This window comes from Mycobacterium sp., assembly GCF_050700595.1.
In the GTDB taxonomy this organism is placed as follows: domain Bacteria; phylum Actinomycetota; class Actinomycetes; order Mycobacteriales; family Mycobacteriaceae; genus Mycobacterium.
In genome coordinates, this window is record NZ_JBOHHI010000021.1 from 1 (window position 1) to 24,316 (window position 24,316).

A 24,316-nucleotide genomic window follows, 5' to 3' on the forward strand; every position below is an offset into this window, starting at 1 on the left:
GCCGTTCCGCTATCGCGCCGGGCAGTTCTGCACATTTCGGGTGACCGTGGACGGCGCGGAGTTGTATCGGTCGTATTCGATGTCCAGCGCCCCGGAGACCGACACCGAGCTGATGACCACCGTCAAACGGGTGCCCGGCGGCAAGGTGTCCAATTGGCTGGTCGACAACGTGGTCGAGGGCGACGAGTTGACCATGACCCGAGCCGCCGGAACCTTCTGCCTGCGTCCGACCCCGGTGCCGTTGCTGGGTTTCGCCGGTGGCAGCGGTGTCACCCCGATCCTGTCGCTGGCCAAGAGCGCACTGGCGACCACGGACCGCCCGGTGCGGCTATTGTGCGCCGACCGGGATCGCCCGTCGGTGATCTTCGACGACACGATGGCCGACCTCGTCGAGCAGTACCCCGGCCGGCTCTCGGTGATGCGTCATCTCGACGACAAGCAGGGGCTGATCGACGCCGCCGCCATCGGTGAGTTCGTCGGCACCGACACCGATGCGGACTGCTATGTCTGCGGTCCGGAGGGCTTTATGGCGGTGGTGCGCTCTGCGCTGCCCGATTCGGGACAGGTGTTCGTCGAGGATTTCGATGCCTCACCGCCGGTCAAGCCGCCTGCGCCGGAGCCGGTCAGTGGAGCCGGGGTGGGCGGTACGGTGACGATCTATCTCGAACGCAAGAAGGTATCGGTGCCGCGGGTTGAGGGCGAAACGCTGTTGGAAAGCGCGCGACGGACCGGCCTGGCGCCGCCGTTTTCTTGCGAGGCCGGCAACTGCGGAACCTGCATGGCCCGGCTCACCGAGGGCAGCGCGACAATGTTGGTCAACGACGCGCTCGAGGACGACGAGGTGGCCGACGGTTACATTCTTACGTGCCAGGGCATTCCGGACACGGCCTCGGTCACCGTACGCTACGAGTGAGAGCCTGGAGGGCCAAGCATGACCGATCTTTCCGCCTTCGCCGATCTCATCTCGCTCGATCACGGGCTTTGTGTATTCAGCACGTTGCGTGGCGACGGGAGTATCCAATCCTCGGTCGTCAATGCCGGGGTGTTGCAACACCCGCTGACCGATGCGCCGGTCGTCGGCCTGGTCGCCATCGGGGGCTCCCGCAAGCTGGGCAATCTGCGCGCCGATCCCAGAACCACGATCGTCGCCCGCGCGGGCTGGCAATGGGCCACCGTCGAAGGTTCGGCACAATTGATCGGTCCGGATGATCCACACCCGGAGGTGGATGGCGAGCGGCTCCGACTCCTGCTTCGCGAAATCTTCACTGCGGCCGGCGGAGCCCACGACGACTGGCCCACCTACGACCGGGTGATGCGCGAACAGCGCCGAACGGCGGTTCTGATCGCACCCACCCGGGTCTACGCCTCACCCAACGTCGGCGGCGGACGGTAGTCCGGCTGGTAGCCCGCGACGCGGATCGGGTTGCCGACGAGACGGAAATCGCCTGCGTTGACGATGACCTCCGGGGTGGCTTTCAACGCCTCGGGCAGCGTGCGGACGGCCGCCGCGGGCACTGAAAGCGGATGTAGCCGGGCTTCCCAATTGGCGGCGGAGTCGGTGGCCAGTGCTGCCGCGACCACCGCGAGCACCTCGCTACGTCGCGCGACCCGCTCGGCCATCGTCTCGAAGCCGTCGATCTTCGCTTCGGCCGCAAAGGATTTCCAGAACCCGTCATGGGTGATGAACAACGCCAGGTAGCCGTTGGCGGTCGGGAACATCTGCGCCGGGACGTAATACGAGTGCGCACCGAAGGGCCGCCGTTGCGGCTCGACACCGTCGTTGAGGTAAGCCGAGGCGTGGTAGTTGAGCTGGGAGAGCATCACGTCGCGCAGCGAGACATCCACCTGGCCGCCGCGGCCGGACGCGATCTGCGCCAGCAATCCGAGTGCGGCGGCCAGCCCAGTGGAGTTGTCCGCCGAGGAGTAGCCGGGCAGCGTCGGGGGCCCGTCCGGTTCGCCGGTCAGGGCGGCGATCCCGGTGGCCGCCTGCACCACATAGTCGAATGCCGGGTCGTCGCCGCCCTCCAACCCGAAGCCGGTGATCGCGACACAGACGATCCGTTCGTTGAACCGGCGCAGCGCCTGGTAGGTCAATCCGAGCCGGCGGATCGCCGACGGCTTCAGGTTCACCAGCAGCGCATGGGATTTCGCGACGAGGTCACCCAGCTTAGCCTGGCCCCCCGCGGAATTCAGGTCCAGGCAGATGCTGTTTTTGTTTCGGTTGAGGCTGGCGAAGTAGCTGTCGCTGACCTGACGCGAAATCTCGCCGCCAGGCGGTTCGACCTTCGTGACCTCGGCGCCGAGATCGGCCAGCAGCATGGTGGCGTAGGGCCCGGCAAGCATGGTGCCGACCTCGAGGATCCGGATTCCGGCCAGCGGCGCCGTCATCGCACCTCGGCGCCGAGCGCCGCGATCAACTCCCGGGTACGGAGTTTGGAAGCGATCAGTTCGTCGCGGTTGTCGCCGATCGGCAACAGCCGCACCGACAGATCGGTCACCCCGGCGTCGGCGAACCGGCGGAACCGTGCCAGGATCGCCTTCTCGTCACCGGCCGCGCAAAGATCACCCACGTCCTTCGCGTCGCCGTGATCCAGCAGCCGCTGATAGTTCGGCGACACCTCGGCCTCACCGAGAATCCGATCGGCTCGCTCCCGGGCGGCATCGACTTCGCTTGGTGCACACAGACACACCGGTATACCGGCGACGATCCGGGGAGCCGGCCGGCCAGCGTTGTCGGCGGCCTTGGTGATCCGGGGAACCACATGCTCGGCGACGGCCCGCTCGTCGGCCATCCACAGCACGGTCCCGTCGGCGCATTCGCCGGCCAGCGCCAGCATCACCGGGCCGAGCGCGGCGACCAGAACCGGCAGCGGCGCTACCGGAGCGAGATCCAGCGGGTTGTGCACGGCAAAAGTCTGGTTCTCGACGTCCACCGGGCCGGGACCGTGGCGGGCGGCGTCGAGCACCTCGAGGTAGTCCCGAGTGAACGCGGCCGGGCGCTCATAGGGCAGCCCGAGCATGTCGCGGATGATCCAGTGATGTGACGGCCCGACACCGAGTGCCAGCCGGCCCCCCGTCGCGGCGTGCACGGACAATGCCTGGCGCGCCAACGCGATCGGATGCTGCGCCTGAAGCGGCACCACCGCGGTGCCGAGTTCGATGCGGCTGGTGCGAGGCGCCATCAGCGCGACGGCCGTCAGTGCGTCGAAGTCGTTGGGTACCTGCGGGATCCACGCGGTGTCCATGCCGGCGGCCTCGGCCCACTCGATGTCGTCGAGCAGCTTGCTGACTTTGCGCGCCGAGTCGCCACGCTCGGCGCCGATCATCACTCCGAGACGCACGGTGCCTCCACCGTCGGTTCGGGGCTGCCGGTCAGCCTGCGGATATCGCGCACCAGCACGTCCAGCGATGTCCCGGTCGGAAACACCGCCGCCGCACCGGCGTCGCGCAGCTTGGGCACGTCGGCCTCCGGGATCGTGCCGCCGACGACGACGGCGATGTCGCCCGCGTCGGCCGCACGCAACGCCTCGATCGTGCGAATGGTCAACGACACGTGCGCGCCCGACAGGATGCTCAAGCCGACAAGGGCCACGTCTTCCTGCACGGCGATCGACGCGATGTCCTCGATCCGTTGCCGGATGCCGGTGTAGATCACCTCGAAGCCCGCGTCCCGCAAGGTGCGCGCGACGATCTTGGCGCCGCGGTCATGCCCGTCGAGGCCCGGCTTGGCGACCAGAACTCGTACCGCCATCTAAAACACCACCGGTTGCTCGAATTCGCCCCACACCGCTTTGAGCGCGTGGACCATCTCGCCGATCGTGCAGTAGGCGGTGGCGCAGTCGATCAGCTTGTGCATCAGATTGTCGGTCCCCTCCGCGGCGCGCGACAGTGCGGCGAGGCTGGATTGCACCGCGTCCGAATCCCTTTCGGCCCGCACCTTGGACAGCCGCTTCAGCTGAAGATCCCGTCCTTCAGCGTCGAGCTCGTAAGTGGCGATCTCGGGCGGTGGCTCGGGCGTGGCGAACCGGTTGACACCCACCACCGGCCGCTCACCCGACTCGATCTCCCGGTGGATCCGATAAGCCTCGTCGGCGATCAGGCCCTGCAGATAGCCGTCCTCGATAGCGCGCACCATCCCCCCGTGCCGCTCGAGGTCATCCATGATCTCGATGATGCGGGCCACGGTGTCGTCGGTCAGCGCCTCGACGAAGTACGAGCCGCCCAGCGGGTCGGCGACCCGGGCAACGCCGGTTTCATGGGCCAGGATCTGCTGGGTGCGCAGCGCCAGCGTGGTGGACTCCTCGGTGGGCAGCGCGAACGGCTCGTCCCAGGCGGCGGTGAACATCGACTGCACCCCGCCGAGCACCGCAGCCATCGCCTCATAGGCCACCCGAACGACGTTGTTGTGCGCCTGCGGAGCGAAAAGCGATGCGCCGCCGCACACGCAGCCGAATCGGAACATCGACGCCTTGTCGGTGGTGGCGCCGTAGCGCTCCCGCACGATCGTCGCCCAGCGCCGCCGCCCGGCACGGTATTTCGCGATCTCCTCGAAGAAGTCCCCGTGGGTGTAGAAGAAGAACGAAATTTGCGGTGCGAACTCGTCGATGCTCATCCGACCGCGCTGCACCACGGTGTCGCAGTAGGTGACGCCATCGGCCAGGGTGAACGCCATCTCCTGCACCGCGTTGGCGCCGGCGTCGCGGAAATGCGCCCCGGCAACCGAAATCGCGTTGAACTTCGGAACTTCGGCGGCGCAGAACTCGATAGTGTCGGCGATCAGTCGCAGCGACGGCTCCGGCGGCCAGATCCAGGTGCCCCGCGACGCGTACTCCTTGAGGATGTCGTTCTGGATGGTGCCGGTCAGCTTGGCCCGGGGCACACCGTTGCGCTCGGCGGCCGCGACATAGAACGCCAGCAGGATCGCCGCCGTGCCGTTGATCGTCATGCTGGTGCTGATCTTGTCCAGCGGACTGCCGTCGAACAGAATCTCGGCATCGGCGAGGGTGTCCATCGCGACGCCGACCCGACCGACCTCCTCGACGACCTCGGGATCGTCGGAGTCGAAGCCACACTGCGTGGGCAGATCGAGCGCCACCGACAGCCCCGTCCCCCCTTGTTCGAGCAGGTAGCGGTACCGGCGGTTGGACTCCTCGGCGGTGCCGAACCCGGAGTATTGCCGAAACGTCCACAGCTTGCCGCGGTACCCCGACGCGAAGTTGCCGCGGGTGAATGGATAGGTCCCCGGCGGCGGCGGTTGCCCACCACGCTCACCCGGCCCGTAAACCGGCGCGAGCGGCATGCCGGATGACGTCTGAGTGTGGTTGTCCATCGACTGATAACGTACTTGCAAAAAAAGAGAATGCCAATACCGGGTAGCTGACCAGGGCAAACTGGGCTGGGCCCAGGCTGCGCGACTGTGCGTTTTCATACGCCGCGCCCGGCGCGTCGCGTATGAAACCGCACAACCGGCACAATTGGCGGCATGGCGATTCCCAGACCATCCACGGCAGACATCTCCTCGGCGGCAAAGCATTTCGATCTGCACTTCGACGCCGATGCGTTGACGGGATTCACGGCGCTCGCCGGATATGCGTTGACCTCCTACGACATCGTCGACGAGCTGTACGACAAAATCGCCCGACCGCAGGCGCCCGAGCGCGCCTACCGATCCCCCGACGACAACCCGTTGGGCGCCTGGTATGTCACCGCCGAGATCGGGTCCGGCGCCGACGGGCCGCTGTCAGGCAGACGGGTGGCCATCAAGGACAACATCGCCGTCGCCGGGATCCCGATGATGAACGGGTCACGGACATTGGAGGGATTTATCCCCAGCCGCGACGCCACCGTCGTCGAACGGTTGCTGAATGCCGGGGCGATCATCGCCGGCAAAACCGTCTGCGAGGACCTGTGCTGCTCGGGTTCCAGCTTCACCTCGGCCTCCGGGCCGGTGCGCAACCCCTGGGACCCCACGCGTGAAACGGGCGGGTCATCCAGCGGCAGTGCGGCGCTGGTCGCGGCCGGCGAGGTCGACCTGGCCCTCGGCGGAGACCAGGGCGGATCGGTCCGGATCCCGGCTGCGCTGTGCGGCATCGTCGGACACAAGCCCACCCACGGGCTGATCCCGTACACCGGAGCCTTCCCGATCGAGCGAACACTCGATCACCTCGGCCCCCTCACCCGCACCGTCGCCGACGCCGCGCTACTGCTCGCGGTGCTCGCCGGACCTGATGGGAAGGACCCGCGTCAGCCCGATAACCTGCCCACGGTCGACTATCCGGCCGCGCTCACCGGCGACGTCGCCGGTCTGCGGGTGGGCATCCTCGCCGAGGGCTTCGGCCAGCCCGGCTCACAACCCGCTGTCGACGAGGCGGTTCGGTCGGCGGCGCAGCGCTTCACCGAGATCGGCTGCACCGTCTCCGAAACCAGCGTGCCCTGGCACCGAAACGCATTCCATATCTTCACCGTCATCGTCACCGACGGTGCGACCTATCAGATGCTCGACGGCAACGGTTACGGGCTCGGTGTGGACGGGCTCTACGACCCGGAGCTGATGGCCTACTTCGCGCACCGGCGGCGCGCCAAGGCCGATCAACTCGCGGCCGTGATCAAGGTGACCGCGCTGTGCGGCCACTACAGCCTGACCACGCTCGGTGGCACGTCGTACGCGAAGGCGCGCAACCTGTTACCGCATATCCGTGCCGCATACGACGACGCACTCGAGCAGCACGACGTGCTGGTGATGCCGACGGTCCCCGACACGGCGTCCACACTGCCGGCGCCCGGCGTCGACGATGCCACACTGCTTGCCCAAGCGATGGGAAAGGCGCTCAACACCGCACCGATGGACGTCACCGGCCATCCCGCGATCTCGGTGCCCGCCGGTTTCGTCGACGGGCTGCCTGTCGGGATGATGATCATGGGCAAGCGATTCGACGACGCCACCGTGCTGCGGGTCGCGCACGCCTTTGAGATGTTGTGTGGTGGGTTTCCCACCGCTTCCTAGGCCCGACAAAGGATCTCGCCATGCGGGATCGCCAGCCAACCGTCAGGTGCGGCCGCCCAGGCCCGCCACGCCGAGGAGATCTCGGTGAGTTCGGCGATGGTCGCCATCCCGGAGTCCACCAGCTGGCGGGCCAGCGCCGACTGCAGAATCCGGTCGGCCCACATTTCGCCCCACCAGGCGCGGTCCTCGGGTGTCGCGAAGCACCAGATCCCGCCGGTCGGGGTGATGTCATCGAACCCGGCTTGCCGGGCCCAGGACAGTAGCCGCCGCCCGGCGTCGGGCTCGCCACCATTGGCACGGGCCGCCCGTTCGTAGAGATCCAGCCAGTGGTCCAGCGCCGGTAGTCGCGGATACCAGATGAACCCGGCATAGTCGGCATCCCGGACGGCGACGATCCCGCCCGGCCTACATACCCGCCGCATCTCGCCCAGTGCCTGCACCGGGTCGATGATGTGCTGCAGGACCTGGTGGGCGTGCACGACATCGAAAGCGTTGTCGGGGAATTCGAGTGCGCGTACGTCGGCGACCGCAAACGAGACATTCGACAGGTTGCGTGCACCGACCTCCGCCCGAGCGACATCCAGGGCGTCGTCGGTGATGTCGACGGCGGTGACGGGACCGGGAGCGATGAGCGCGGCAAGATCGGCGGTGATCGTTGCAGGCCCGCAGCCGATGTCGAGCAGCGACATCCCCTGGCTTAGGTACGGCAGCAGGTAGCCGGCGGAATTCTCTGCGGTGCGCTGGCGGTGCGACCGCAGCACCGACTCGTGATGGCCGTGGGTGTAGTGGTTCGCCAAGTGCGGCTCCTTGCTTTCAGTTGACCGGGACGTCGAGGATCGGGCGTCCGACGTAGGCGCCGGCACCGTCGAAATGCCACCACTCGCCGGAGTACACCGTCACCCCGCCGGCGCTCATGGCGTCGCGCAGCCGGGCCCGGTTTGCCTGCGCGTCCGCGCTGACGCCCTCGGTGGCGAATGCGTGGGCGCGGGCGGTGAAATCGTCGAAGTCGGTTCCCATGTCGACGAGGCAGTGCTGCCCGGGCGGGCACTGCGCACTGGCAAGTGTCACGTCGACCGAGCGGCCCGCCTCGTGGCTGCGCGCATACGGGCCGGGCCGGGCCACCCAGGCAGGATTGGGCACCACCTGCCACATCCTGACCTGCACGGCGTGCGGGCGGTAACAGTCCCAGAAGACCAGCGACTGTCCCTGCCGACGCAGGGTTTCGGCCGCGGTTGTCAGACCCGGTGTCATCGATTCGTGTACCAGACAGCGGGCGTTGGCGGGATACAGCGGCGCGCCGGTGAAATTGTTGGATGTCGCGTAGCGCAGGTCGATGATTGCGTCCGGCACGAGGCTGCGGACGTCGACGAATCCCGCGTTTTGGGCTTGCCGGCTTACCGGCGGCACGTCGGCGCTGGCACGTGCGTCACAGCCGCCACACATCGCGATGAGAAGTGCGGCCAGGAGTCGGCCAACCGTCACTTCGCGAGCTCGTGGCGGGTGCGGTCCTCCCGGATGGGAACGCCGTTGCGGCCACCGAGATCCTGGGCATACAGACCGGTCACGTAGGCGACGCCGCCGCCGTTGATGCCCATCGCGGCGGCGTCGATGTGATCGAAGGTGTCGGTGTTTTTGTGGTAGTTCGGGTCGAACGGCTGCTCGGCGGCGCCACCCCACAGCTTGGCCTGCTCCGCCGACTTCTTGTTCTCGGCGCCGGAGAACAACCCGCCGGCCGCTATGCCCGCGATCGTGAACCCGTCGTAGTCGGAGCGGCCGTCGAATGAGGTGTCGGCAGGGGTCTTGCCGGCCGAGTTCAGATAGGCGGCCAGCGAACGCTCGATACCGGCCGACCCCTCGGGTACCACCGGATTCCCGCGCTTGTCGGCCGGCAGCGACTGGTCTCCGTCGTAGGTGAAGTAGCCCGGATTGGGTGATGCCAGCATGTCGAAGTTCATATACAGCGCAATGTCTTTGAGCGCGCCCTGGTCCAGCGATTCGATGTACTTCCGCGAGCCGATCAGTCCGAGTTCCTCTGCGCCCCAGAAACCGAACCGCACCGCGTTGTGTATCTGCGGCGAGGGGCCCAGCTGCAGCGCGGTTTCCAGCACCGCGGCCACCCCGGAGCCGTTGTCGTTGATGCCGGGACCCTCTTGGACGCTGTCCAGGTGCGCCCCGATCATCACCACGTCAGCCGATGAGCCGGTCTTGGTTTGCGCAATGACATTGCGGGCCTCGATGGTCTTGGTCTCCGCTTTGAGTTTGACCGTGGCGGGACCCGGCTTGGCCCGCAACTGCGCCCCGTCGGACTTGGTGACACTGACCACCGGGATCTTGACGTCGGCCTTCTCGCCGAGCGTGCCGCCCATTTTCTCCTCGAGGACGTTGTCGGCGACGATCAAGGCGATCGCACCGCGCTGCACGGCGACGTCCTCTTTTTGACCGAACGGGCAGGTGCCGCGGTCCACCACCACCACCGCGCCCTGCACCGGCAGCTTGTCGTAGTCGGACGCGCTGCAGCCCGGGCTGTCGTCGGCGGGCGCAGCCACCAGCGGGCCGCTCACCCCGTCCGGCGGTGTGGCGAGGCTGAACTGCACCGCATGTGCCTCGAAGGTCTTGGCGCCAACGGTCACCGACCCGGTGTCGGAATCGAACACGCGCGCACCGAACTGCGGGGTTTGCACGTCGAAGCCCTTGTCCCGCAACCTGCTCACCACGTAATCGATGCTGGCGTCGTATCCGGGGGTGCCCACCGCGCGGGTGTTGCCGTTGGCTGTGGCGATGTCCTGCAGCTTCGCCAGATGCGCCACCATCGCGTCGGTGCTGAGCCGTTCACGGAGCGACGCGGCGAAGTCGTGCGCCGCGCGCGAGGTTGCCGGCTCGGACCCCTTCGATGAGCCGCAGCCGCCGGCCAGTAGCGCAACGACTGCAACCACAGTGAGCATCAGCTTCGATTTGTTGACCACCGCGCCTAGGGTAGACGCCTGTATCACGTCAGCCGGCGTCGGCAAGCAGCGCAGGTGGGGTTTCCACCCGAAGGTTTTCCAATTCGAGCAGATCGACCAGCCGGCCGACCAGGTGCCGGTCGGTCCGCAAAACCACCTGTCGGCCGCCTGCCCCGCCGAGCCGATCGAGGGCGGAAAGCTCACGGTGGGTGATGAAGTCCAAACCCTGCGCGTCGATCACCGGCTCGTCGGCCCAGATCAGCGGCCAGATTCGTCGTATGGCAGTAATGAACGCGTCGTTGTCCACCGCGTCTATCTCACCGGCCAACGCAAAGCCGGCGCCCGGTTCGGCGTAGATCCGAAAGCCGACCGCGCCCTGACTCAGCAAGGGGTGCAGGCACATCAGCTCTTTCGCGGTGTCGCCCAGGAGTTCGAGGTTATAGGCGCACAACGCCGACAGCGGCAGCACCGCCATCTTCTGGTCAATGAGGTATTCGAGACGGCTGAACGCGGCGCGTTGCTCGGGTGTGCGGACCAGCACGGCACCGTCGATTACGCCGCGGCAGCCGTCGTATCCCATGGCGACGAAGTGCTGCATGGCCGCCACACCCTCTGCCACCGCCGCCTCGGGGTCCACCACATCGCTGCCGGAAACGAACGGGTAGTGTTCTCGCACCGGCGTCGCCCATATCTGCTTGGACCGCACCGCGTCAGCGAAACCCATCTCGGCCAGTTCCCCCAGCAGCACATCGCGGCTGGCGTCGCTGGCGTAGAGGATCCGCTGGTTTCGCGCGACACCGTCGGCAATGTATTCCGCTGCGCGGGTGAGGAATTCGGTACGATCCCGATAGCCCCAGGCAACGTGGCCGAACGGGACCAAGCCTGCGGCGGAGATCAGCTCACCCTGAGAGCGCATCAACTGTCCTCTTCGGGTGAGCGGCCCAACTGCAGGTAAGCATGGATAGTGGTGCCGGATGGCGATGTGTGGATGCGTACCAGATCGGCAATCGCGTTGACGACGAACAGCCCGTACGGACCGGAGCCGTCAACCGGCGGTCGACGCCCGCTGAGCGGGTCGGCCAGATACCCGATATCGCGTGCCTCGCAGACCAGCTGTCCGGCGTCATGCCAGAACGCCAGCCGGCACACCCCGCCGCCGTGGTCAAGGCTGTTGGTGGCCAACTCGGTGGTGATCAGTTGCAGATCGGCGATGCGATCAGCGGACATGCCGAGCAACCGGCCGTATCGGGTGCCGCACCGGCGCGCGCCGGCCAGATCCGTTGCTTCGCACACGGTGTAGGTTATCGCGACGGGACTGGTCGACAACGGTTGATTGCACTTGTCGAGTGCGCCGTCGATCGAGAAGCCGGGACTGCATCGCTGCGTTCCGTGTTCGGAAACCAGTGGATGCGTGACGCTGACATCGGCCAGGATGCTCTCGTCCAGACACGAGGCGTCGTAGGGGCATAGCCCGGTAACCTCACAGCCCGCGAACGCGATGTTGACCAGCGCCTCGTGCTGCAGGCAGGCGTGGTATTCGGCGGCGGTGCGACCCGCCCACACCGGCTCGGCGACCATGCGGACGTGCCGATCTGGTCGCCCGTCGACGAAGGCGAGTTCGGCGGCGAGGATGCGGCCGGGATTGCGGCCTATATCCGTGATGTCGATCATCTTCGCGTACCCCGCTGCGTCACCCATCGCGTCGCGGAGCAACGACAGTTTATCCCCCGGCACCGCGACGAGCACCGGTTGCGCACTATCTAAACCCTCGCATATGAACGGCACCAGGGAATCGACATATTCGCGCTCCGAGTGGTACAGAAGCGCGGTGTGATCATAATCGGGGTGGTCCGCGTGTGTGGTCATGTCGACGATCGCTTACCCACGGTCATGATGCGTTAATCAGCAATTCGGCGACGGCGCGCATCCCGGCGGCATTGGGGTGAAACGGTGCCGGACGCCAGGGCAGCGGCCAGGTCGCACCCACTGTCCACGGATCGGTTGACCAGGCATGGTGGTCCCGGCTGGCGTGTGCGGCGCGGACGATCTGGCAACCGGTGGCCGCCGCGGCCTCCGCGGTGTGCTCCTCGAGACGGGCGGCAACGTGGCGGCCGAGACCGGCGTCGACCCGCGACAGCGGCGGCGCGCTTTGCCCGTCCGGCGGCAGCATCGTCAGATAATCGACGAAGATCACCCGGGCTTGCGGTGCCCGCCGGCGCACCGTCGCGCCGACCGCACGCAGCGAATCGCCGACCTGGCCGAGCGCCTGTTCGCGGGCATCGCGGTCCAGCAGCGCAGCGATGTTCGGCAGGACGCGGGCCATCCGCGGCAAGGCGGCGGCCATCAGCAGCGGTATGTAGCCGACGTCGTTGCCGCCGATCGTGATCGTGACCAGCGCTTCGGACCCGTCCAGCGCATCGATCTGTGGCCGCGCACCGCGCTGCCGGTCGGTGAGAACATGAGCGGTGGTCGCGCCGGAGAAGGTGACGTCGACCAGGTCGAGATGCAGTCGTTCGGCAACCAGGTGCGCGTAGTTGCGGGCGGACCGGCCAGACCCCCACGGCGCCCCGTTGGCGCGAGGCCAGATGCCCGGACCCGCCGCCATCGAACTGCCCAGCGCCACGTACCGGCTTTTGGTCATAACGCCGGGCTGGACGCCCTGGCCCAGAACCGCTTCGGGATGCGGCCGGCCTTTCGCGCCAGGAAACCGGCGGTGATGGCGGCGGCCATCGCGGCGGCCATCGCGGGGGGATCGGCGGCTCGGGTCACCGCACTGGCCAACAGCACCGCGTCACAGCCGAGCTCCATCGCCAGCGCGGCATCGCTGGCGGTGCCGATACCGGCGTCGAGCACCACCGGGACACCGGCCGCTTCGACGATCATCTCGATATTGTGCGGGTTGGTGATCCCGAGGCCGGTGCCGATCGGTGACCCCAACGGCATCACCGCCGCGCAGCCGACGTCCTCCAACCTTCTGGCCAGCACCGGGTCGTCATTGGTGTACGGCAACACCACGAACCCGTCATCCACCAATTGCTCTGCGGCCCCGACTAATTCGACCGCGTCGGGCAGCAACGTCCGTTCGTCGGCAATGACCTCCAGCTTCACCCACTCGGTTTGCAGCGCTTCGCGGGCCAGCCGCGCGGTCAGCACCGCCTCGGCGGCGCTGCGGCAGCCTGCGGTGTTGGGCAGCGGCATGATACCGAGCCTGCCAAGCAGGTCGAGCATGCCGGTGCCGCCCTCCGCGTCGACCCGGCGCATCGCGACGGTGGTCAACTCGGTGCCCGACGCGACCAGCGCCTCCTCCAGCACCGCGAGGTTGGTCGCTCCCCCGGTGCCCATGATCAGCCGGGACGCGAAACTGCGCCCGGCGACAGTGAATTTGTTGTCAACCACCTTGCACCGCCGTCACCACCTCGAGTCGGGCACCATCGGAAAGTGTCGTCGTCCACCCCGATCGCGGCAGCACGGTCTGGTCCAGCGCGACCGCGATGCCGCGATCGGGAAAACCAAGCGACTCCAACAGTGCGCCAACCGTGGTCGCCTCATCGACCTGCAACTGTTCTTCGTTGACCATGACGATCATCTAGTGGGCTCCGACAGGAACGAGTTCGGACACAATCTGTTCGGCGGTCCACGGCGCCAGCAGGAAACCATTACGGCCATGGCCGGCGGCGACCAGCGTTCGCTCGTCCAGGCGCCCCACCAGCGGCAGGCCGTCCGGCGTCATCGGGCGCAGCCCGGCCGCGCATTCGGCCAACTCGTACTCGCCGAGGGCCGGTGCCACCGCGCAGGCGTCGTCGAGCAGGTCACGCACACCGGAGACTGCCGGCGCGGTGTCACGGCCGTGCTCATACTGGGTGGCGCCAACAACCACACCGTCCGCGCGCGGCACCAGGTACACCCGCCGGCCGTGCACTCGGGCACGAATCACCCGCTGCGGCACCGGCATACAGCCCTTGCGCCAGCGCAGCCGCAGTACCTCGCCCTTCACCGGCCGGATCGGCAGGTCCGGCCACAGCCGCGGGGCGTCGATCCCGTTGGCGATGACCACCGCGTCGGCGTCGACACCAGCCAGGTCGGACACCGGACCGTCCCAGTGCACCCCGTGCCGCTCGCAGGCCGCCGCCAGGGCATCCAGCACGAGGCGGTTATCCACCGCCAACTCGGTGGGCGCCCGGAACCCGTGCCGGATACCTTGTGCCAGCAGCGGTTCCACGTCGCGGACGGCGGATTCCCAAACCACCGGATGACCCTGCGCGGACAGCCAGTCGGCCACTGTGCGCAGGTCGGCGACATCGGCGCGGTCCACAGCGACCACCAGCGACTCGCGCGCGCTGATCACCCGCGCCGGCAGGCCGTCGGTGTAGCCGCCCGGGGATTTCAGGTGCCACAACCGCAGCGACTCGAGGCCCAGTTGCAGCAATCTCTCCTCACCCGGCCAGCCTTCACTGTGTGGGGCCAGCATCCCGGCGGCCACCCAGGACGCGCCGTGCTCACCGGTGCGATGTACCCGCACCGACCACCCGGCCCGGGCCGCCCGGCGGGCCACCGATAGCCCTATGACACCGCCGCCGATGACGGCCAGCGATCCGTTGTCGGGTGGCATCCTCTGCTCCCTTCGCCGGCATGATCCGGATCAGGTCAAACGGTAAGGGCAGGCGTGCCCACTCTCAGTCCCCGCCCGGGACTCCCGTGTCGTCGATTCTCCACGCTAGCGGCTAGCGTCGCGGTGTGCACGATCCTGTGTCCCGGCTCCAAGCGTCCCGGTTGTATCTGTGCACCGACGCGCGCCGCGAACGCGGCGACCTGACCGAATTCGCCGATGCCGCGCTGGCCGGCGGGGTGGACATCATCCAGCTGCGTGACAAGGGGTCGGCGGGCGAGCAACGGTTCGGTCCCTTGGCGGCGCGCGATGAGCTGGCGGCGCTGGCAATCCTCGCCGACGCCGCGAGTCGACACGGTGCGCTGGTCGCGGTCAACGACCGCGCCGACATCGCCCGGGCGGCCGGCGCCGATGTGCTGCACCTGGGCCAAAACGACCTGCCACTGGGTGTGGCTCGTGACATCGTCACCCCGGGCACTCTGATCGGCCGGTCCACCCACGACCGCGACCAGCTGACCGGCGCGGTCACCGCGGCCCCCCAGGGCCCTGACTACTTCTGCGTCGGCCCCTGCTGGCCCACCCCGACCAAACCGGGCCGCGCCGCGCCGGGCCTGCCGCTGCTGCGCGACGCCGCTGAGATGGCCGGCGATAAGCCGTGGTTCGCCATCGGTGGCATCGACATCCAGCGGTTAGCGGAGGTGTTGGCCGCCGGCGCTCGCCGGATCGTGGTAGTACGAGCGATCACTGCCGCCAAGGACCCGCGGGCGGCAGCCGAGCAGCTCAGTTCGGCGCTTGCAACAACGAGCTGATCCGGGAACTCAGCTGCGACGGCGCCTGACCCGGCTGACCGGCAGTACACCACCGGAAAACGCCCGCCTCGATTTCGACCGTGCGCGGCAGGTGGCGACGGCGCTCGTCGCCGGCCTCCAGCGGCACGGTCGCGGGTGCGGTACGCAACCGTTGCCAGCTGTCCGCGAACCCGGGGTGCAGCGGCAGCTGGTCGACCTCGTCCTCGCCGACCCAGCGCAGCTCGGCGCTTTCCTGATTGGGAACCGTGCGCAGGATCTCCCCGGCGTCGGCCACGACAGTGGTGTAGGTCCAGTGCGCGCCGCCGGCCCCGAAAACTTCAGCCGTGATCACGGTTGCCCGCACCGTCAGCCGCTGACTGGGCAACCCGGCTTCCTCGAGCGCTTCGCGGACGGCGGCTTGCTCGGCGGTCTCGTGGCTGTCCCGTGCTCCGCCGGGCAAACCCCAGGTGCCGCCCTGGTGGCTCCACGGCGCCCGGTGCTGCAGCAGCACTGCCGGGCTCCCGTCGGCGCGCGGCGCCCGCAACAGCAGCCCGGCCGCGCCGTGCCGACCCCAGTAATGCACGCCGGTGTCGGAGACCACCCAGCCGTCACCGTCGCCGCGCACCCGTCCAGGATAAGCAGGCCGGAGCGTGGCGCCGTTCGCCGAGCCTCCCCGCATCCCAGCGACGAACTCTTAGAATTCGCTTATAGAGTTTGTGGGACGCACGGCCGAAAGATGAGGTCGAACCGACGTGACCGTTGAGTTGGCGCACCCGTCGACCGAGCCACTGGGGTCGCGGTCGCCGACCGAACCCGCCCACCCCCGCTGGTGGTTTATTTCGACGACGCCGGGCCGCATTTTGTCCATCGGCGTCGTCTTGGCGATCCTTGGCGTGCTCAGCGCGTTTGCCACCTCGACGACCATCAACCACCGGCAGCGGGCGCTGACCACCGTGCTGAACCACACTGAGCCGCTCGCATTCGCGGCCGGACGGCTCTACACCACGCTGTCGGTGGCCGATGCGGCGGCGGCCACGGCGTTCATCGCGCAGGCCGAGCCGCGGACCGTAAGGGAGCGTTACGAGCAGGCGATCACGGACGCCGCGGTGGCGGTGACCCGCGCGTCGAGCGGGCTGACCGACGAGCCCCTGATGCAGTTGCTGGGCCGGATCAACGCCGAACTGGCCGTCTACACCGGGCTGATCGAGATCGCGCGTACCAACAACCGGGCCGGCGACCCGGTCGGATCGTCGTATCTGTCGGAGGCGTCGTCGCTCATGCAGTCGCGGATCCTGCCTGACGCGCAACAGCTTTACCGCGCGACGTCGGCGCGGGTCGACGGAGAAACGACGGCGTCGACGCAGATCCCGGCGCCGGTGATCCTCGTCGTCGCCAGCACGGTCATCTTCGGCGCATTCGCGCACCGCTGGCTGGTCCGGCGCACCAAGCGCCGGGTCAATCCCGGTCTTGTCGCCGGTGGGATGGCGATTCTCGTTATGGTGGTGTGGGTGGGGACGGCCCTGGCGATTTCCACCTCCGGCAGCCGCAGCGCGAAAGACACTGCCGCAGAATCGCTCAAGACCATCACCAACCTGTCGATCACCGCGCAGCAGGCCCGCGCCGACGAGACCCTGTCGTTGATCCGGCGGGGGGACGAAGAAGTCCGCAAACAGTCCTTCTACCAGCGCATCGATACCATGCAGCAGCAGCTCGACGAATATCTGTCCCGCCCGGACGCCGTCGACAAGACCGACTTGCGCGACGCCAACAAACTGCTTGCGCGCTGGCGTCGGGCAAACGAACGGATCAACTCCTACATCTCGGTGGGCAACTACCAAGCCGCCACCCAGGTTGCGCTCGGCAGCCGCGACGACGACTCCACCCCCGCGTTCGACAAGCTCGACCAGGCGTTGGGCAAGACCATGGAGCAGAGCCGCAACCAATTACGCAACGACGTTCTCAACGCACGGCGCGGACTGTCCGGCGCCACGGTCGGCGTCGTGGTGCTCAGCCTGAGCGCCGCCATCGCGGTCGCTCTCGGCATGTGGCCCCGGCTGAACGAGTACCGGTAATGACGCGGCGATCGCAAGCGCGGCGGAGCCGGGCGCTGGGGGCACCCCCAGCCGCGGAGCGGCGAGGGGGACGGGTCGCCGCAATCGGCTGCCGCCCACCTCGGCTCCTGTACGCCGCCCTGGCGGCGGCGGCGGTGCTGGCCGGGTGCGGACACTCGGAACCGATGGTCACGGCGGCGGCGCCGACGCTGCCACCGCCCACACCGGCCGGAATGCAGGAACTGCCGCCGCAGCCGCCACGACCGCCGGACCGCTCCGATGAAGACTGCAACGCCACCGCCAGCCTGCGGCCGTTCGGAACCAAGGCCGAGGCCGACGCCGCGGTGGCCGGCATCCACGGCCGTGGCCGGCTGATCGTCGGGCTCGACATCGGCTCCAACCTGTTCAGCTTCCGCGACCCGATCACCGGTGACATCACCGGGTTCGATGTCGACATCGCCGCCGAAGTAGCCCGCGACATCTTCGGCACTCCCGCTGCGGTCGAGTACCGGATCCTGTCGTCGGCCGAGCGCCTCAGCGCCCTGCAGAAATCACAGGTCGACATCGTCGTCAAGACCATGACGATCACCTGCGAGCGCCGCAAGCTGGTGAACTTCTCCACCGTCTACCTCGACGCCTACCAGCGCATCCTGGTGCCGCGCGACTCGGCGATCGTCAAGCCGTCCAATCTGCCCGGCAAACGGGTCTGCGTGGCCGAGGGCACTACGTCGCTGGGCCGGATCCGCGAGATCGTGCCGCCGCCGATCGTCGTGTCGGTGGTGAACTGGGCGGACTGCCTGGTGGCCCTCCAACAACGTCAGGTCGATGCGGTCAGCACCGACGACGCGATCCTGGCCGGGCTGGTGTCCCAGGACCCGTATCTACATCTCGTCGGGCCGAACATGGGCACCCAGCCCTACGGCATCGGGATCAACCTGCACAACGACGGGCTGGTCCGGTTCGTCAACGGCACCCTGGAACGCATCCGCCGCGACGGCACCTGGAATGCGTTGTACCGCAAGTGGTTGACGGTGCTGGGTCCGGCGCCGGCCCCACCGAGCCCGAGGTATCTGGACTAATGTGCGCTCAGCTGGATCCAGAACGTCGGGCCCCTGAAGACTCCGAGAACGACGACACCGGCCCGGCCACCCAACCGGCCGACGTGCTGGCCGACTCGTCCGCGCGGATACGGCCGATGTCCACCCAGGCGATCTTCCGTCCGCAATTCGACGACGACTCCGAAAGCGTGCGCACCGTCGAGACTGAACCGCAGGAGCGGCTGACGACCGCGACGCGGATGCTGCCCCCGGTTCGGCGGCTGGGCGGCGGGCTGGTGGAAATCCCGCGGGCACCCGATACCGACCCGCTCGAGGCGTTGATGCCCAATCCGGTGGTGCCGGAATCCAAACGGTACTGCTGGAATTGTGGCCGGCCGGTGGGGCGCTCCAGTCCGGAAAACGAGGCACCGGAGGCACAGTCGGAAGGCTGGTGTCCGCACTGCGGCAGCCGGTATTCCTTTTTGCCGCAACTGAGTCCGGGCGATGTCGTCGCCGGCCAGTACGAGATCAAGGGTTGCGTCGCGCACGGTGGGCTGGGCTGGGTGTACCTGGCCTCCGACCGCAATGTCAACGACCGTCCAGTCGTGCTCAAGGGCTTGGTGCATTCCGGCGACGCCGAAGCGCAGGCGATCGCGATGGCAGAGCGACAATTCCTCGCCGAGGTCGTGCACCCATCGATCGTGCAGATCTTCAACTTCGTCGAGCACACCGACCGTCACGGCGACCCGGTCGGCTACATCGTGATGGAGTACATCGGTGGGCAATCGCTCAAGCGGGGCCGCGGCCACAATCTGTCGGTCGCCGAGGCCATCGCATACGTGTTGGAAATCCTGCCGGCGATGGCGTACTTGCATTCGATCGGCTTGGTATACAACGACTTAAAGCCGGAAAACATCATGCTCACCGAGGAGCAGCTCAAACTGATCGACCTCGGTGCGGTGTCGCGGATCAACTCGTTCGGCTATCTGTACGGCACGCCCGGCTACCAGGCACCGGAGATCGTGCGGACCGGCCCGACGGTCGCCACCGACATCTACACGGTGGGACGCACGCTGGCTGCGCTCACGATGACACTGCGCACGCGCAACGGGCGTTACGTCGAGGGGCTGCCCGAAGACGACCCGCTGTTGACCAGCTACGACTCGTTCGGCCGGTTGCTGCGCCGCGCCATATACTCCGATCCGCGCCGCCGGTTCACCAGCGCAGAAGAGATGTCCGGCCAGCTGGTGGGGGTGCTGCGCGAGGTGGTCGCCCGGGACACCGGGGCGCCACGACCGGGATTGTCGACGATCTTTTCCCGCACCCGTTCGACGTTCGGGGTGGACCTGCTGGTCGCACACACCGACGTGTACCTGGACGGCCACGTGCATTCGCAGAAGCTCACCGCCAAACAGATCGTCACCGCGCTGCAGGTGCCGCTGGTCGATCCGGCCGACGTCGCCGCGCCGGTGTTACAGGCAACGGTGCTCTCCGAGCCGGTGCAGACGCTGGATTCGTTGCGGGCGTTCCGGCACGGCTCGTTGGATTCCGAGGGCATCGACCTGTCGGAGTCGGTCGAGCTGTCGTTGATGGAGGTCCGCGCCTTGCTCGATCTCGGTGACGTGGGAAAGGCGACTCACCGGCTCGATGATCTGGCCGAACGGGTCGGCTGGCAATGGCGGCCGGTTTGGTATCGTGCCGTCGCCGAGTTGCTCACCGGCGACTACGACTCGGCGATCAAACATTTCACCGAGGTGCTCGACACCTTCCCCGGTGAATTGGCACCCAAAATGGCGTTGGCCGCCACCGCCGAGTTGGCCGGCACCGCCGACTTGCACAAGTTCTACGAGGCGGTGTGGAAGACCGACGACGGGGTGATCTCGGCGGCCTTCGGGCTGGCCCGGGCGCTGTCGGCCGGAGGTGATCGGGAAGGCGCGGTGCGCACCCTCGACGAAGTACCAGCCAGCTCACGGCATTTCACCACCGCGCGACTGACCAGTGCGGTGACATTGCTGTCCGGCCGGTCGATAAGCGAGATCACCGAAGAGGAGATTCGCGATGCTGCGCGCCGGGTGGAGGCGCTGCCGCCGACCGAACCGCGGGTGCTGCAGATTCGCGCGCTGGTGCTCGGCGGCGCGATGGACTGGCTCCAGGACCACGAGGCCAGCACCAACCACGTCCTCGGTTTCCCGTTCACCAAACACGGACTGCAGCTGGGCGTTGAGGCGTCGTTGCGCGGGCTGGCCAGGGTCGCGCCCACCCAGGCGCACCGCTACACGCTGGTCGATATGGCCAACCGGGTGCGGCCCAGCAGCACCTTCTAGTGGTCCCGCTTCGAGTGTGAATCTTTGGCGTCGAGTGTGAACGTGGGGCGGCATTTTCGCGATTTTTGCGCCCTGGAGTCACGCTGGAAACCATTAGTGCACGCTCGATTTCCGGGCTGCCAGCGCACACCGCACCCGCCGCAGGATATCGGCTCGATCGTCTCCGGCGATCACCCGGATCACGACCCAACCCATCCGCTCCAGCTTCTCCCGCCGCCGAATGTCCTTACGCCATTGCCACGGCTCTACCCGATGGTGGTCCCCGTCGTATTCGACGGCCACCATGCAGTCTTCCCAGCCCATGTCGAGGTAGTACGTCTCCTCGCCGGTCAGCACGGGAATCTGGGTTTGCGGTCGTGGCAGGCCAGCCTCGACAAGGAGAAGCCGCAGATACGTTTCCTGAGGCGACTCCGCGCCCGGGTCCACCAGCTGCAGCACCGTCTCCAATTTGCGCAGCTGCCGCGCACCGCGGTGATGCTGGGCAAGGGCCGCAACGTCGTCGACCTTCAAACCGGTCGCTCGTGCGAGCGCGTCGAGTTGGGCAACCGCCGTCCGGCGCGGTGCGCGTCGGCCGATGTCGTAGGCGGTGCGCCCCGGTGTGGTCACCGCGAGTCCGGCCATGGTCATCATTTCGTCGTCTATCAGCACGTCGCGCCGGGTCAGCACCCCCCGCGGCGGACGAGTATTGGGATAAATCAGCTCGATCGGGATGTCGTCGCCGATCCACTTGGCGCCATGCAGAGCGGCGGCAGCGGTCCCAGCAATGATCGCCCGGCGATCCGACCACAGCCACGCGGCCGCAATGCGCCGCTCCAGAGACGGTCGAAGCTCCGTGGCCAGGTAGACGTTCGGAAACACGGCTCGATGCCGACTCCGCAATTGATGCCGGCTCAGTGCGCCGCACGCCAATGCCTCGCTGCCGATGAATGGCTCCTTCATACCGCGGACAATCGCACGCGGGCTGGCACCGCAATTCCCGGTATCCACAGGACGTGCCCACGGCGGGTCTTCAGCTAATTCCCAGTTGCGCGGTTCACAGTTGACTCATGCCTGGCCAGTCCGACCGGTGGATCACCACGGCGCGTGTCTTGCGCCGTGCCGGTTTCGGGGTGCCCGGTCCGCTGGTCGATACCGTTGCCGCCCAGGACTGGTCGGCTTACCTGGCTGCCGCGCTGGGCGCGGATCCCGGCGCGGACCCCGGCGCGGTCGCGACCCCCATGCCCGCCTTGACCGCACCGCGGCCGCCTGCGAAACACGCGAGCACGACCAATCGGAAGCAGTACAACCGCCAACTGTCCGAGCAAATGTCGCAGCTATCGAGCTGGTGGCTGCGCCGCATGGCCGCAGTTGAACAGCCTCTTCACGAGAAGTTAACTCTGTTGTGGCACAATCACTTTGCGACATCGGCACAGAAGGTTCGAATCGCGGCATATATGGGTGCCCAGAATCAGAAACTGCGTACCCTCAACCGCGGCGACTTCCGCACATTGGCGTTCATGATGTTGACCGACGCGGCGATGCTGCGGTGGCTGGACGGACAGAGCAACACCGCCAAGGCTGCCAACGAGAATCTGTCCCGGGAATTCATGGAGCTTTTCGCGCTCGGGCACGGCGACGGCTACTCCGAGTCCGACGTCCGGGCCGGCGCCCGAGCGCTGACGGGATGGGTGATCAAACCCGACGGCCAGACGTTGTTGGTCCCCAGGCGCCACGATGGAACAACCAAGACGCTGTTCGGCACAACCGGCGATTTCGACGCCGCGGGATTCTGTGATGCAGTGCTGGCCCAACCGAAGTCTCCGGGTTATGTTGCGGCGCGTCTGTGGCAACAGCTGGCTTCCGACGACCCGCCTTCCGGACACACACTCGACCGCATCGTCACCGCCTACGGGCCGAGCCGAGACTTGCGGGCGCTGACCGCGGCGATCCTCACCGACGACGAGTTCATCGCTACCCGTGCTGCCGTGGTCAACACGCCGGTCGAGTGGCTTGTCGGGGTGATCCGCACACTCCGGGTTCCGCTCGATACTCCTGCGCAACTAAAGACGATGGATGCGACGCTGAAAGCGTTGGGGCAGCGGCCTTTCTATCCACCGGATGTCGGAGGGTGGCCGCACGGCCGGGTCTGGCTGACCACGGCCAGCGCCGGCGTACGGCTACGGGCAGCGACCGCGATCGCGCACACCGGCGACGTGTCAACCGTCGACGATGTGGCAGCCGACGAGCGCATCGACGCGGTCGGGTATCTGATCGGTGTCGGCGCATGGTCGGATCGCACCGTCGCCGCACTCAAGCTCTTGGTGCACCGGCCGGCACAGTTGGTCGCCGCTGCCGTGAACACGCCCGAATACCTGACGTCGTAGCGAGAACACCATGCCCGAAATCAACCGCCGCAAGTTTCTGATCGCCAGCGCCGGCGCCGCCACCGCCGGCCTGCTAACCGGGACCGCGGCGATCCGCTGGTCGGATTTGACGCGTGCAGCCCGTGAACGGCCATTAGCCGACGACGCCGGCATCCTGGTAATCGTCACGCTCTACGGCGGGAACGACGGGATCAACACCGTAATCCCCTACACCGACAATGCCTATCACGATGCACGGCCAGAACTCGCCTATGCGCCGGCCGATGTCCTGCGCCTGGACGGCCAACTCGGGCTCAACCCGGCGATGCGCGGCATAGCCGAGTTGTGGAACGAGCGCAAGTTGGCCATCGTGCGCGGGGCGAGCTATCCGAAACCGGACCACAGTCATTTCCGGTCCATGGACATCTGGCAAACCGCATCGCCGGCCGAACCCGTCTCGACCGGGTGGATCGGCCGCTGGCTTGACGCCACCGGCGACGACCCGCTGCGCGCCGTCAACATCGGGCCGGTATTGCCACCACTGGCGGTCGGTGAAAAGTGCACGGCAGCAGCCCTTTCACCGGCCGCGGCGCCTGAGTCGACCGAGAAGTACGCCGTCACCATGGACGCGCTTGGCGTCGAGGATCCCCATGACACGCCGGCGATGTCGGCTGTGTGCGCGGCCTACCGTGCCACGCGTAGCACTGATGCTGCCCTGGCGCCGGTCACGGCATCCGGCAAGGACCACAGCTCGCTCACTGCGCAGCTGGACATGGTGGCGAAGGCAGTGCGCGCAGGTGTACCGACGCGGGTGTATTCGGCGCAGCTCGGCGGCTTCGACACCCACGCCGATGAACGGAGCACTCAACAGCGTCTGTTGCAAACCCTCGACGAGGCCGTGGCTCCGTTCCTGCGCCAGATGGCCGGTGACCGATACGGCAAGAACGTCGTCCTGTTGGCATACTCGGAGTTCGGCCGGCGAGTGGCGGCCAATGCGTCGCAGGGCACCGACCACGGCACCGCCGGCCCGGTATTCGTCGCCGGCATACCAGTCAAGGGCGGGTTCTACGGCGAGGAACCAAGCCTGACCGACCTTGACAATGGCGATCTCAAACCCACCACCGACTTCCGGGACGTCTACTACGGCTTGTTGTCGCATACCATCGGAGCCGATCCGACACCGTCGGTCGGGACCGGTCGCCGGGATCTGGGGTTTCTGTAGT

At 67.4% G+C, this 24,316-nt stretch carries 24 protein-coding genes and 1 riboswitch; of the genes, 9 read left to right on the top strand and 15 right to left on the bottom strand.

The features are described 5' to 3' along the window. On the top strand, positions 1-913 hold a 913-nt coding region (locus tag ACRDTL_RS01550; RefSeq protein WP_431504965.1), incomplete at its 5' end, for a 2Fe-2S iron-sulfur cluster-binding protein. Positions 914-931: 18 nt separating this feature from the next. Beyond that, complete coding sequence (locus ACRDTL_RS01555; RefSeq protein ID WP_431504966.1) at positions 932-1,393, top strand: TIGR03618 family F420-dependent PPOX class oxidoreductase; 462 nt, start codon at positions 932-934, stop codon at positions 1,391-1,393. Here ACRDTL_RS01555 and ACRDTL_RS01560 read toward each other — a convergent pair. Genes ACRDTL_RS01560 through ACRDTL_RS01575 form a run of 4 tightly spaced genes read right to left on the bottom strand, consistent with a single transcriptional unit; the run spans position 1,360 to position 5,329 of the window. Continuing rightward, complete coding sequence (locus ACRDTL_RS01560; RefSeq protein WP_431504967.1) at positions 1,360-2,388, bottom strand: CaiB/BaiF CoA transferase family protein; 1,029 nt, start codon at positions 2,386-2,388, stop codon at positions 1,360-1,362. The genes ACRDTL_RS01555 and ACRDTL_RS01560 overlap by 34 nt on opposite strands. Next, a complete protein-coding gene (locus tag ACRDTL_RS01565; RefSeq protein WP_431504968.1) occupies positions 2,385-3,341 on the bottom strand; it encodes an LLM class F420-dependent oxidoreductase in 957 nt (318 codons plus the stop codon). Before ACRDTL_RS01565 ends, ACRDTL_RS01560 begins: the two co-directional genes overlap by 4 nt. Then, positions 3,326-3,751 (bottom strand): cobalamin B12-binding domain-containing protein, encoded by a 426-nt coding sequence (locus tag ACRDTL_RS01570; protein ID WP_431504969.1) that lies wholly within the window; start codon positions 3,749-3,751, stop codon positions 3,326-3,328. Before ACRDTL_RS01570 ends, ACRDTL_RS01565 begins: the two co-directional genes overlap by 16 nt. Next, on the bottom strand, positions 3,752-5,329 hold the full coding sequence (locus ACRDTL_RS01575; RefSeq protein WP_431504970.1) for a methylmalonyl-CoA mutase family protein: 1,578 nt from the start codon (positions 5,327-5,329) through the stop codon (positions 3,752-3,754). 153 nt (positions 5,330-5,482) lie between these two features. Between ACRDTL_RS01575 and ACRDTL_RS01580 the strand changes: the two genes are divergently transcribed. After that, complete coding sequence (locus ACRDTL_RS01580; RefSeq protein ID WP_431504971.1) at positions 5,483-7,003, top strand: amidase; 1,521 nt, start codon at positions 5,483-5,485, stop codon at positions 7,001-7,003. Here the strand turns inward: ACRDTL_RS01580 and ACRDTL_RS01585 are convergent. From ACRDTL_RS01585 to thiO, 9 genes are all read right to left on the bottom strand, one after another. Beyond that, positions 7,000-7,800: a class I SAM-dependent methyltransferase gene (locus ACRDTL_RS01585; protein WP_431504972.1), complete on the bottom strand. Its 801-nt coding sequence runs from the start codon at positions 7,798-7,800 to the stop codon at positions 7,000-7,002. The genes ACRDTL_RS01580 and ACRDTL_RS01585 overlap by 4 nt on opposite strands. A 16-nt stretch (positions 7,801-7,816) precedes the next feature. Beyond that, positions 7,817-8,446 (bottom strand): M15 family metallopeptidase, encoded by a 630-nt coding sequence (locus ACRDTL_RS01590; protein WP_431505017.1) that lies wholly within the window; start codon positions 8,444-8,446, stop codon positions 7,817-7,819. Positions 8,447-8,481: 35 nt separating this feature from the next. Continuing rightward, on the bottom strand, positions 8,482-9,966 hold the full coding sequence (locus tag ACRDTL_RS01595; RefSeq protein ID WP_431504973.1) for a M28 family metallopeptidase: 1,485 nt from the start codon (positions 9,964-9,966) through the stop codon (positions 8,482-8,484). Between the two features lie 28 nt (positions 9,967-9,994). Further along, a complete protein-coding gene (locus tag ACRDTL_RS01600; protein WP_431504974.1) occupies positions 9,995-10,861 on the bottom strand; it encodes an MEDS domain-containing protein in 867 nt (288 codons plus the stop codon). Then, on the bottom strand, positions 10,861-11,811 hold the full coding sequence (locus ACRDTL_RS01605; RefSeq protein WP_431504975.1) for an anti-sigma factor RsbA family regulatory protein: 951 nt from the start codon (positions 11,809-11,811) through the stop codon (positions 10,861-10,863). The genes ACRDTL_RS01600 and ACRDTL_RS01605 overlap by 1 nt, the downstream gene beginning before the upstream one ends. A 22-nt stretch (positions 11,812-11,833) precedes the next feature. Then, positions 11,834-12,586 carry an SGNH/GDSL hydrolase family protein gene (locus ACRDTL_RS01610; RefSeq protein WP_431504976.1) on the bottom strand — a complete coding sequence of 251 codons (753 nt, stop codon included), beginning with the start codon at positions 12,584-12,586 and terminating at the stop codon, positions 11,834-11,836. Further along, entirely contained in the window at positions 12,583-13,341 is a 759-nt protein-coding gene (locus tag ACRDTL_RS01615; protein WP_431504977.1) for a thiazole synthase, read from the bottom strand. Before ACRDTL_RS01615 ends, ACRDTL_RS01610 begins: the two co-directional genes overlap by 4 nt. Continuing rightward, the gene (gene thiS / locus ACRDTL_RS01620; RefSeq protein ID WP_431504978.1) at positions 13,334-13,531 is read right to left on the bottom strand and encodes a sulfur carrier protein ThiS; all 198 of its coding nucleotides are present in this window, start codon (positions 13,529-13,531) and stop codon (positions 13,334-13,336) included. Before thiS ends, ACRDTL_RS01615 begins: the two co-directional genes overlap by 8 nt. Continuing rightward, the gene (gene thiO, locus ACRDTL_RS01625) at positions 13,532-14,554 is read right to left on the bottom strand and encodes a glycine oxidase ThiO (RefSeq protein ID WP_431504979.1); all 1,023 of its coding nucleotides are present in this window, start codon (positions 14,552-14,554) and stop codon (positions 13,532-13,534) included. Beyond that, positions 14,545-14,652: riboswitch (TPP riboswitch) on the bottom strand. It overlaps the preceding gene by 10 nt. A gap of 27 nt (positions 14,653-14,679) precedes the next feature. On the opposite strand from thiO, the gene thiE reads away from it, so the two are divergent. Continuing rightward, complete coding sequence (thiE, locus tag ACRDTL_RS01630) at positions 14,680-15,360, top strand: thiamine phosphate synthase (protein WP_431504980.1); 681 nt, start codon at positions 14,680-14,682, stop codon at positions 15,358-15,360. Here thiE and ACRDTL_RS01635 read toward each other — a convergent pair. After that, complete coding sequence (locus ACRDTL_RS01635; protein ID WP_431504981.1) at positions 15,332-15,964, bottom strand: NUDIX hydrolase; 633 nt, start codon at positions 15,962-15,964, stop codon at positions 15,332-15,334. The genes thiE and ACRDTL_RS01635 overlap by 29 nt on opposite strands. A gap of 127 nt (positions 15,965-16,091) precedes the next feature. Here ACRDTL_RS01635 and glnX point away from each other — a divergent pair, with 127 nt between their 5' ends. The 3 genes from glnX to ACRDTL_RS01650 are packed head-to-tail and all read left to right on the top strand — an operon-like array spanning position 16,092 to position 20,751. After that, positions 16,092-17,411: a protein kinase G-activating protein GlnX gene (gene glnX / locus ACRDTL_RS01640; RefSeq protein WP_431504982.1), complete on the top strand. Its 1,320-nt coding sequence runs from the start codon at positions 16,092-16,094 to the stop codon at positions 17,409-17,411. Then, a complete protein-coding gene (locus tag ACRDTL_RS01645) occupies positions 17,411-18,469 on the top strand; it encodes a glutamate ABC transporter substrate-binding protein (RefSeq protein WP_431504983.1) in 1,059 nt (352 codons plus the stop codon). The genes glnX and ACRDTL_RS01645 overlap by 1 nt, the downstream gene beginning before the upstream one ends. Then, on the top strand, positions 18,469-20,751 hold the full coding sequence (locus tag ACRDTL_RS01650; RefSeq protein WP_431504984.1) for a serine/threonine-protein kinase PknG: 2,283 nt from the start codon (positions 18,469-18,471) through the stop codon (positions 20,749-20,751). The genes ACRDTL_RS01645 and ACRDTL_RS01650 overlap by 1 nt, the downstream gene beginning before the upstream one ends. Before the next feature lie 93 nt (positions 20,752-20,844). Here ACRDTL_RS01650 and ACRDTL_RS01655 read toward each other — a convergent pair whose 3' ends face one another. Continuing rightward, positions 20,845-21,690: an endonuclease domain-containing protein gene (locus ACRDTL_RS01655; protein ID WP_431504985.1), complete on the bottom strand. Its 846-nt coding sequence runs from the start codon at positions 21,688-21,690 to the stop codon at positions 20,845-20,847. 107 nt (positions 21,691-21,797) lie between these two features. Here ACRDTL_RS01655 and ACRDTL_RS01660 point away from each other — a divergent pair, with 107 nt between their 5' ends. After that, positions 21,798-23,114: a DUF1800 domain-containing protein gene (locus ACRDTL_RS01660; RefSeq protein ID WP_431504986.1), complete on the top strand. Its 1,317-nt coding sequence runs from the start codon at positions 21,798-21,800 to the stop codon at positions 23,112-23,114. Positions 23,115-23,124: 10 nt separating this feature from the next. Next, positions 23,125-24,315 carry a DUF1501 domain-containing protein gene (locus ACRDTL_RS01665; protein ID WP_431504987.1) on the top strand — a complete coding sequence of 397 codons (1,191 nt, stop codon included), beginning with the start codon at positions 23,125-23,127 and terminating at the stop codon, positions 24,313-24,315. The last annotated feature ends 1 nt before the right edge of the window (position 24,316 follow it).

Excerpts from the sequence above, each read along its gene's own strand:
- ACRDTL_RS01555 (WP_431504966.1), top strand. The coding sequence starts at position 932 with ATGACCGATCTTTCCGCCTTCGCCGATCTCATCTCGCTCGATCACGGG.
- ACRDTL_RS01560 (WP_431504967.1), bottom strand. The coding sequence starts at position 2,388 with ATGACGGCGCCGCTGGCCGGAATCCGGATCCTCGAGGTCGGCACCATG.
- ACRDTL_RS01570 (WP_431504969.1), bottom strand. The coding sequence starts at position 3,751 with ATGGCGGTACGAGTTCTGGTCGCCAAGCCGGGCCTCGACGGGCATGAC.
- ACRDTL_RS01575 (WP_431504970.1), bottom strand. The coding sequence starts at position 5,329 with ATGGACAACCACACTCAGACGTCATCCGGCATGCCGCTCGCGCCGGTT.
- ACRDTL_RS01580 (WP_431504971.1), top strand. The coding sequence starts at position 5,483 with ATGGCGATTCCCAGACCATCCACGGCAGACATCTCCTCGGCGGCAAAG.
- ACRDTL_RS01590 (WP_431505017.1), bottom strand. The coding sequence starts at position 8,446 with ATGTGTGGCGGCTGTGACGCACGTGCCAGCGCCGACGTGCCGCCGGTA.
- ACRDTL_RS01600 (WP_431504974.1), bottom strand. The coding sequence starts at position 10,861 with ATGCGCTCTCAGGGTGAGCTGATCTCCGCCGCAGGCTTGGTCCCGTTC.
- ACRDTL_RS01605 (WP_431504975.1), bottom strand. The coding sequence starts at position 11,811 with ATGACCACACACGCGGACCACCCCGATTATGATCACACCGCGCTTCTG.
- ACRDTL_RS01610 (WP_431504976.1), bottom strand. The coding sequence starts at position 12,586 with ATGACCAAAAGCCGGTACGTGGCGCTGGGCAGTTCGATGGCGGCGGGT.
- thiS (WP_431504978.1), bottom strand. The coding sequence starts at position 13,531 with ATGATCGTCATGGTCAACGAAGAACAGTTGCAGGTCGATGAGGCGACC.
- thiO (WP_431504979.1), bottom strand. The coding sequence starts at position 14,554 with ATGCCACCCGACAACGGATCGCTGGCCGTCATCGGCGGCGGTGTCATA.
- ACRDTL_RS01645 (WP_431504983.1), top strand. The coding sequence starts at position 17,411 with ATGACGCGGCGATCGCAAGCGCGGCGGAGCCGGGCGCTGGGGGCACCC.
- ACRDTL_RS01650 (WP_431504984.1), top strand. The coding sequence starts at position 18,469 with ATGTGCGCTCAGCTGGATCCAGAACGTCGGGCCCCTGAAGACTCCGAG.
- ACRDTL_RS01655 (WP_431504985.1), bottom strand. The coding sequence starts at position 21,690 with ATGAAGGAGCCATTCATCGGCAGCGAGGCATTGGCGTGCGGCGCACTG.
- ACRDTL_RS01660 (WP_431504986.1), top strand. The coding sequence starts at position 21,798 with ATGCCTGGCCAGTCCGACCGGTGGATCACCACGGCGCGTGTCTTGCGC.
- ACRDTL_RS01665 (WP_431504987.1), top strand. The coding sequence starts at position 23,125 with ATGCCCGAAATCAACCGCCGCAAGTTTCTGATCGCCAGCGCCGGCGCC.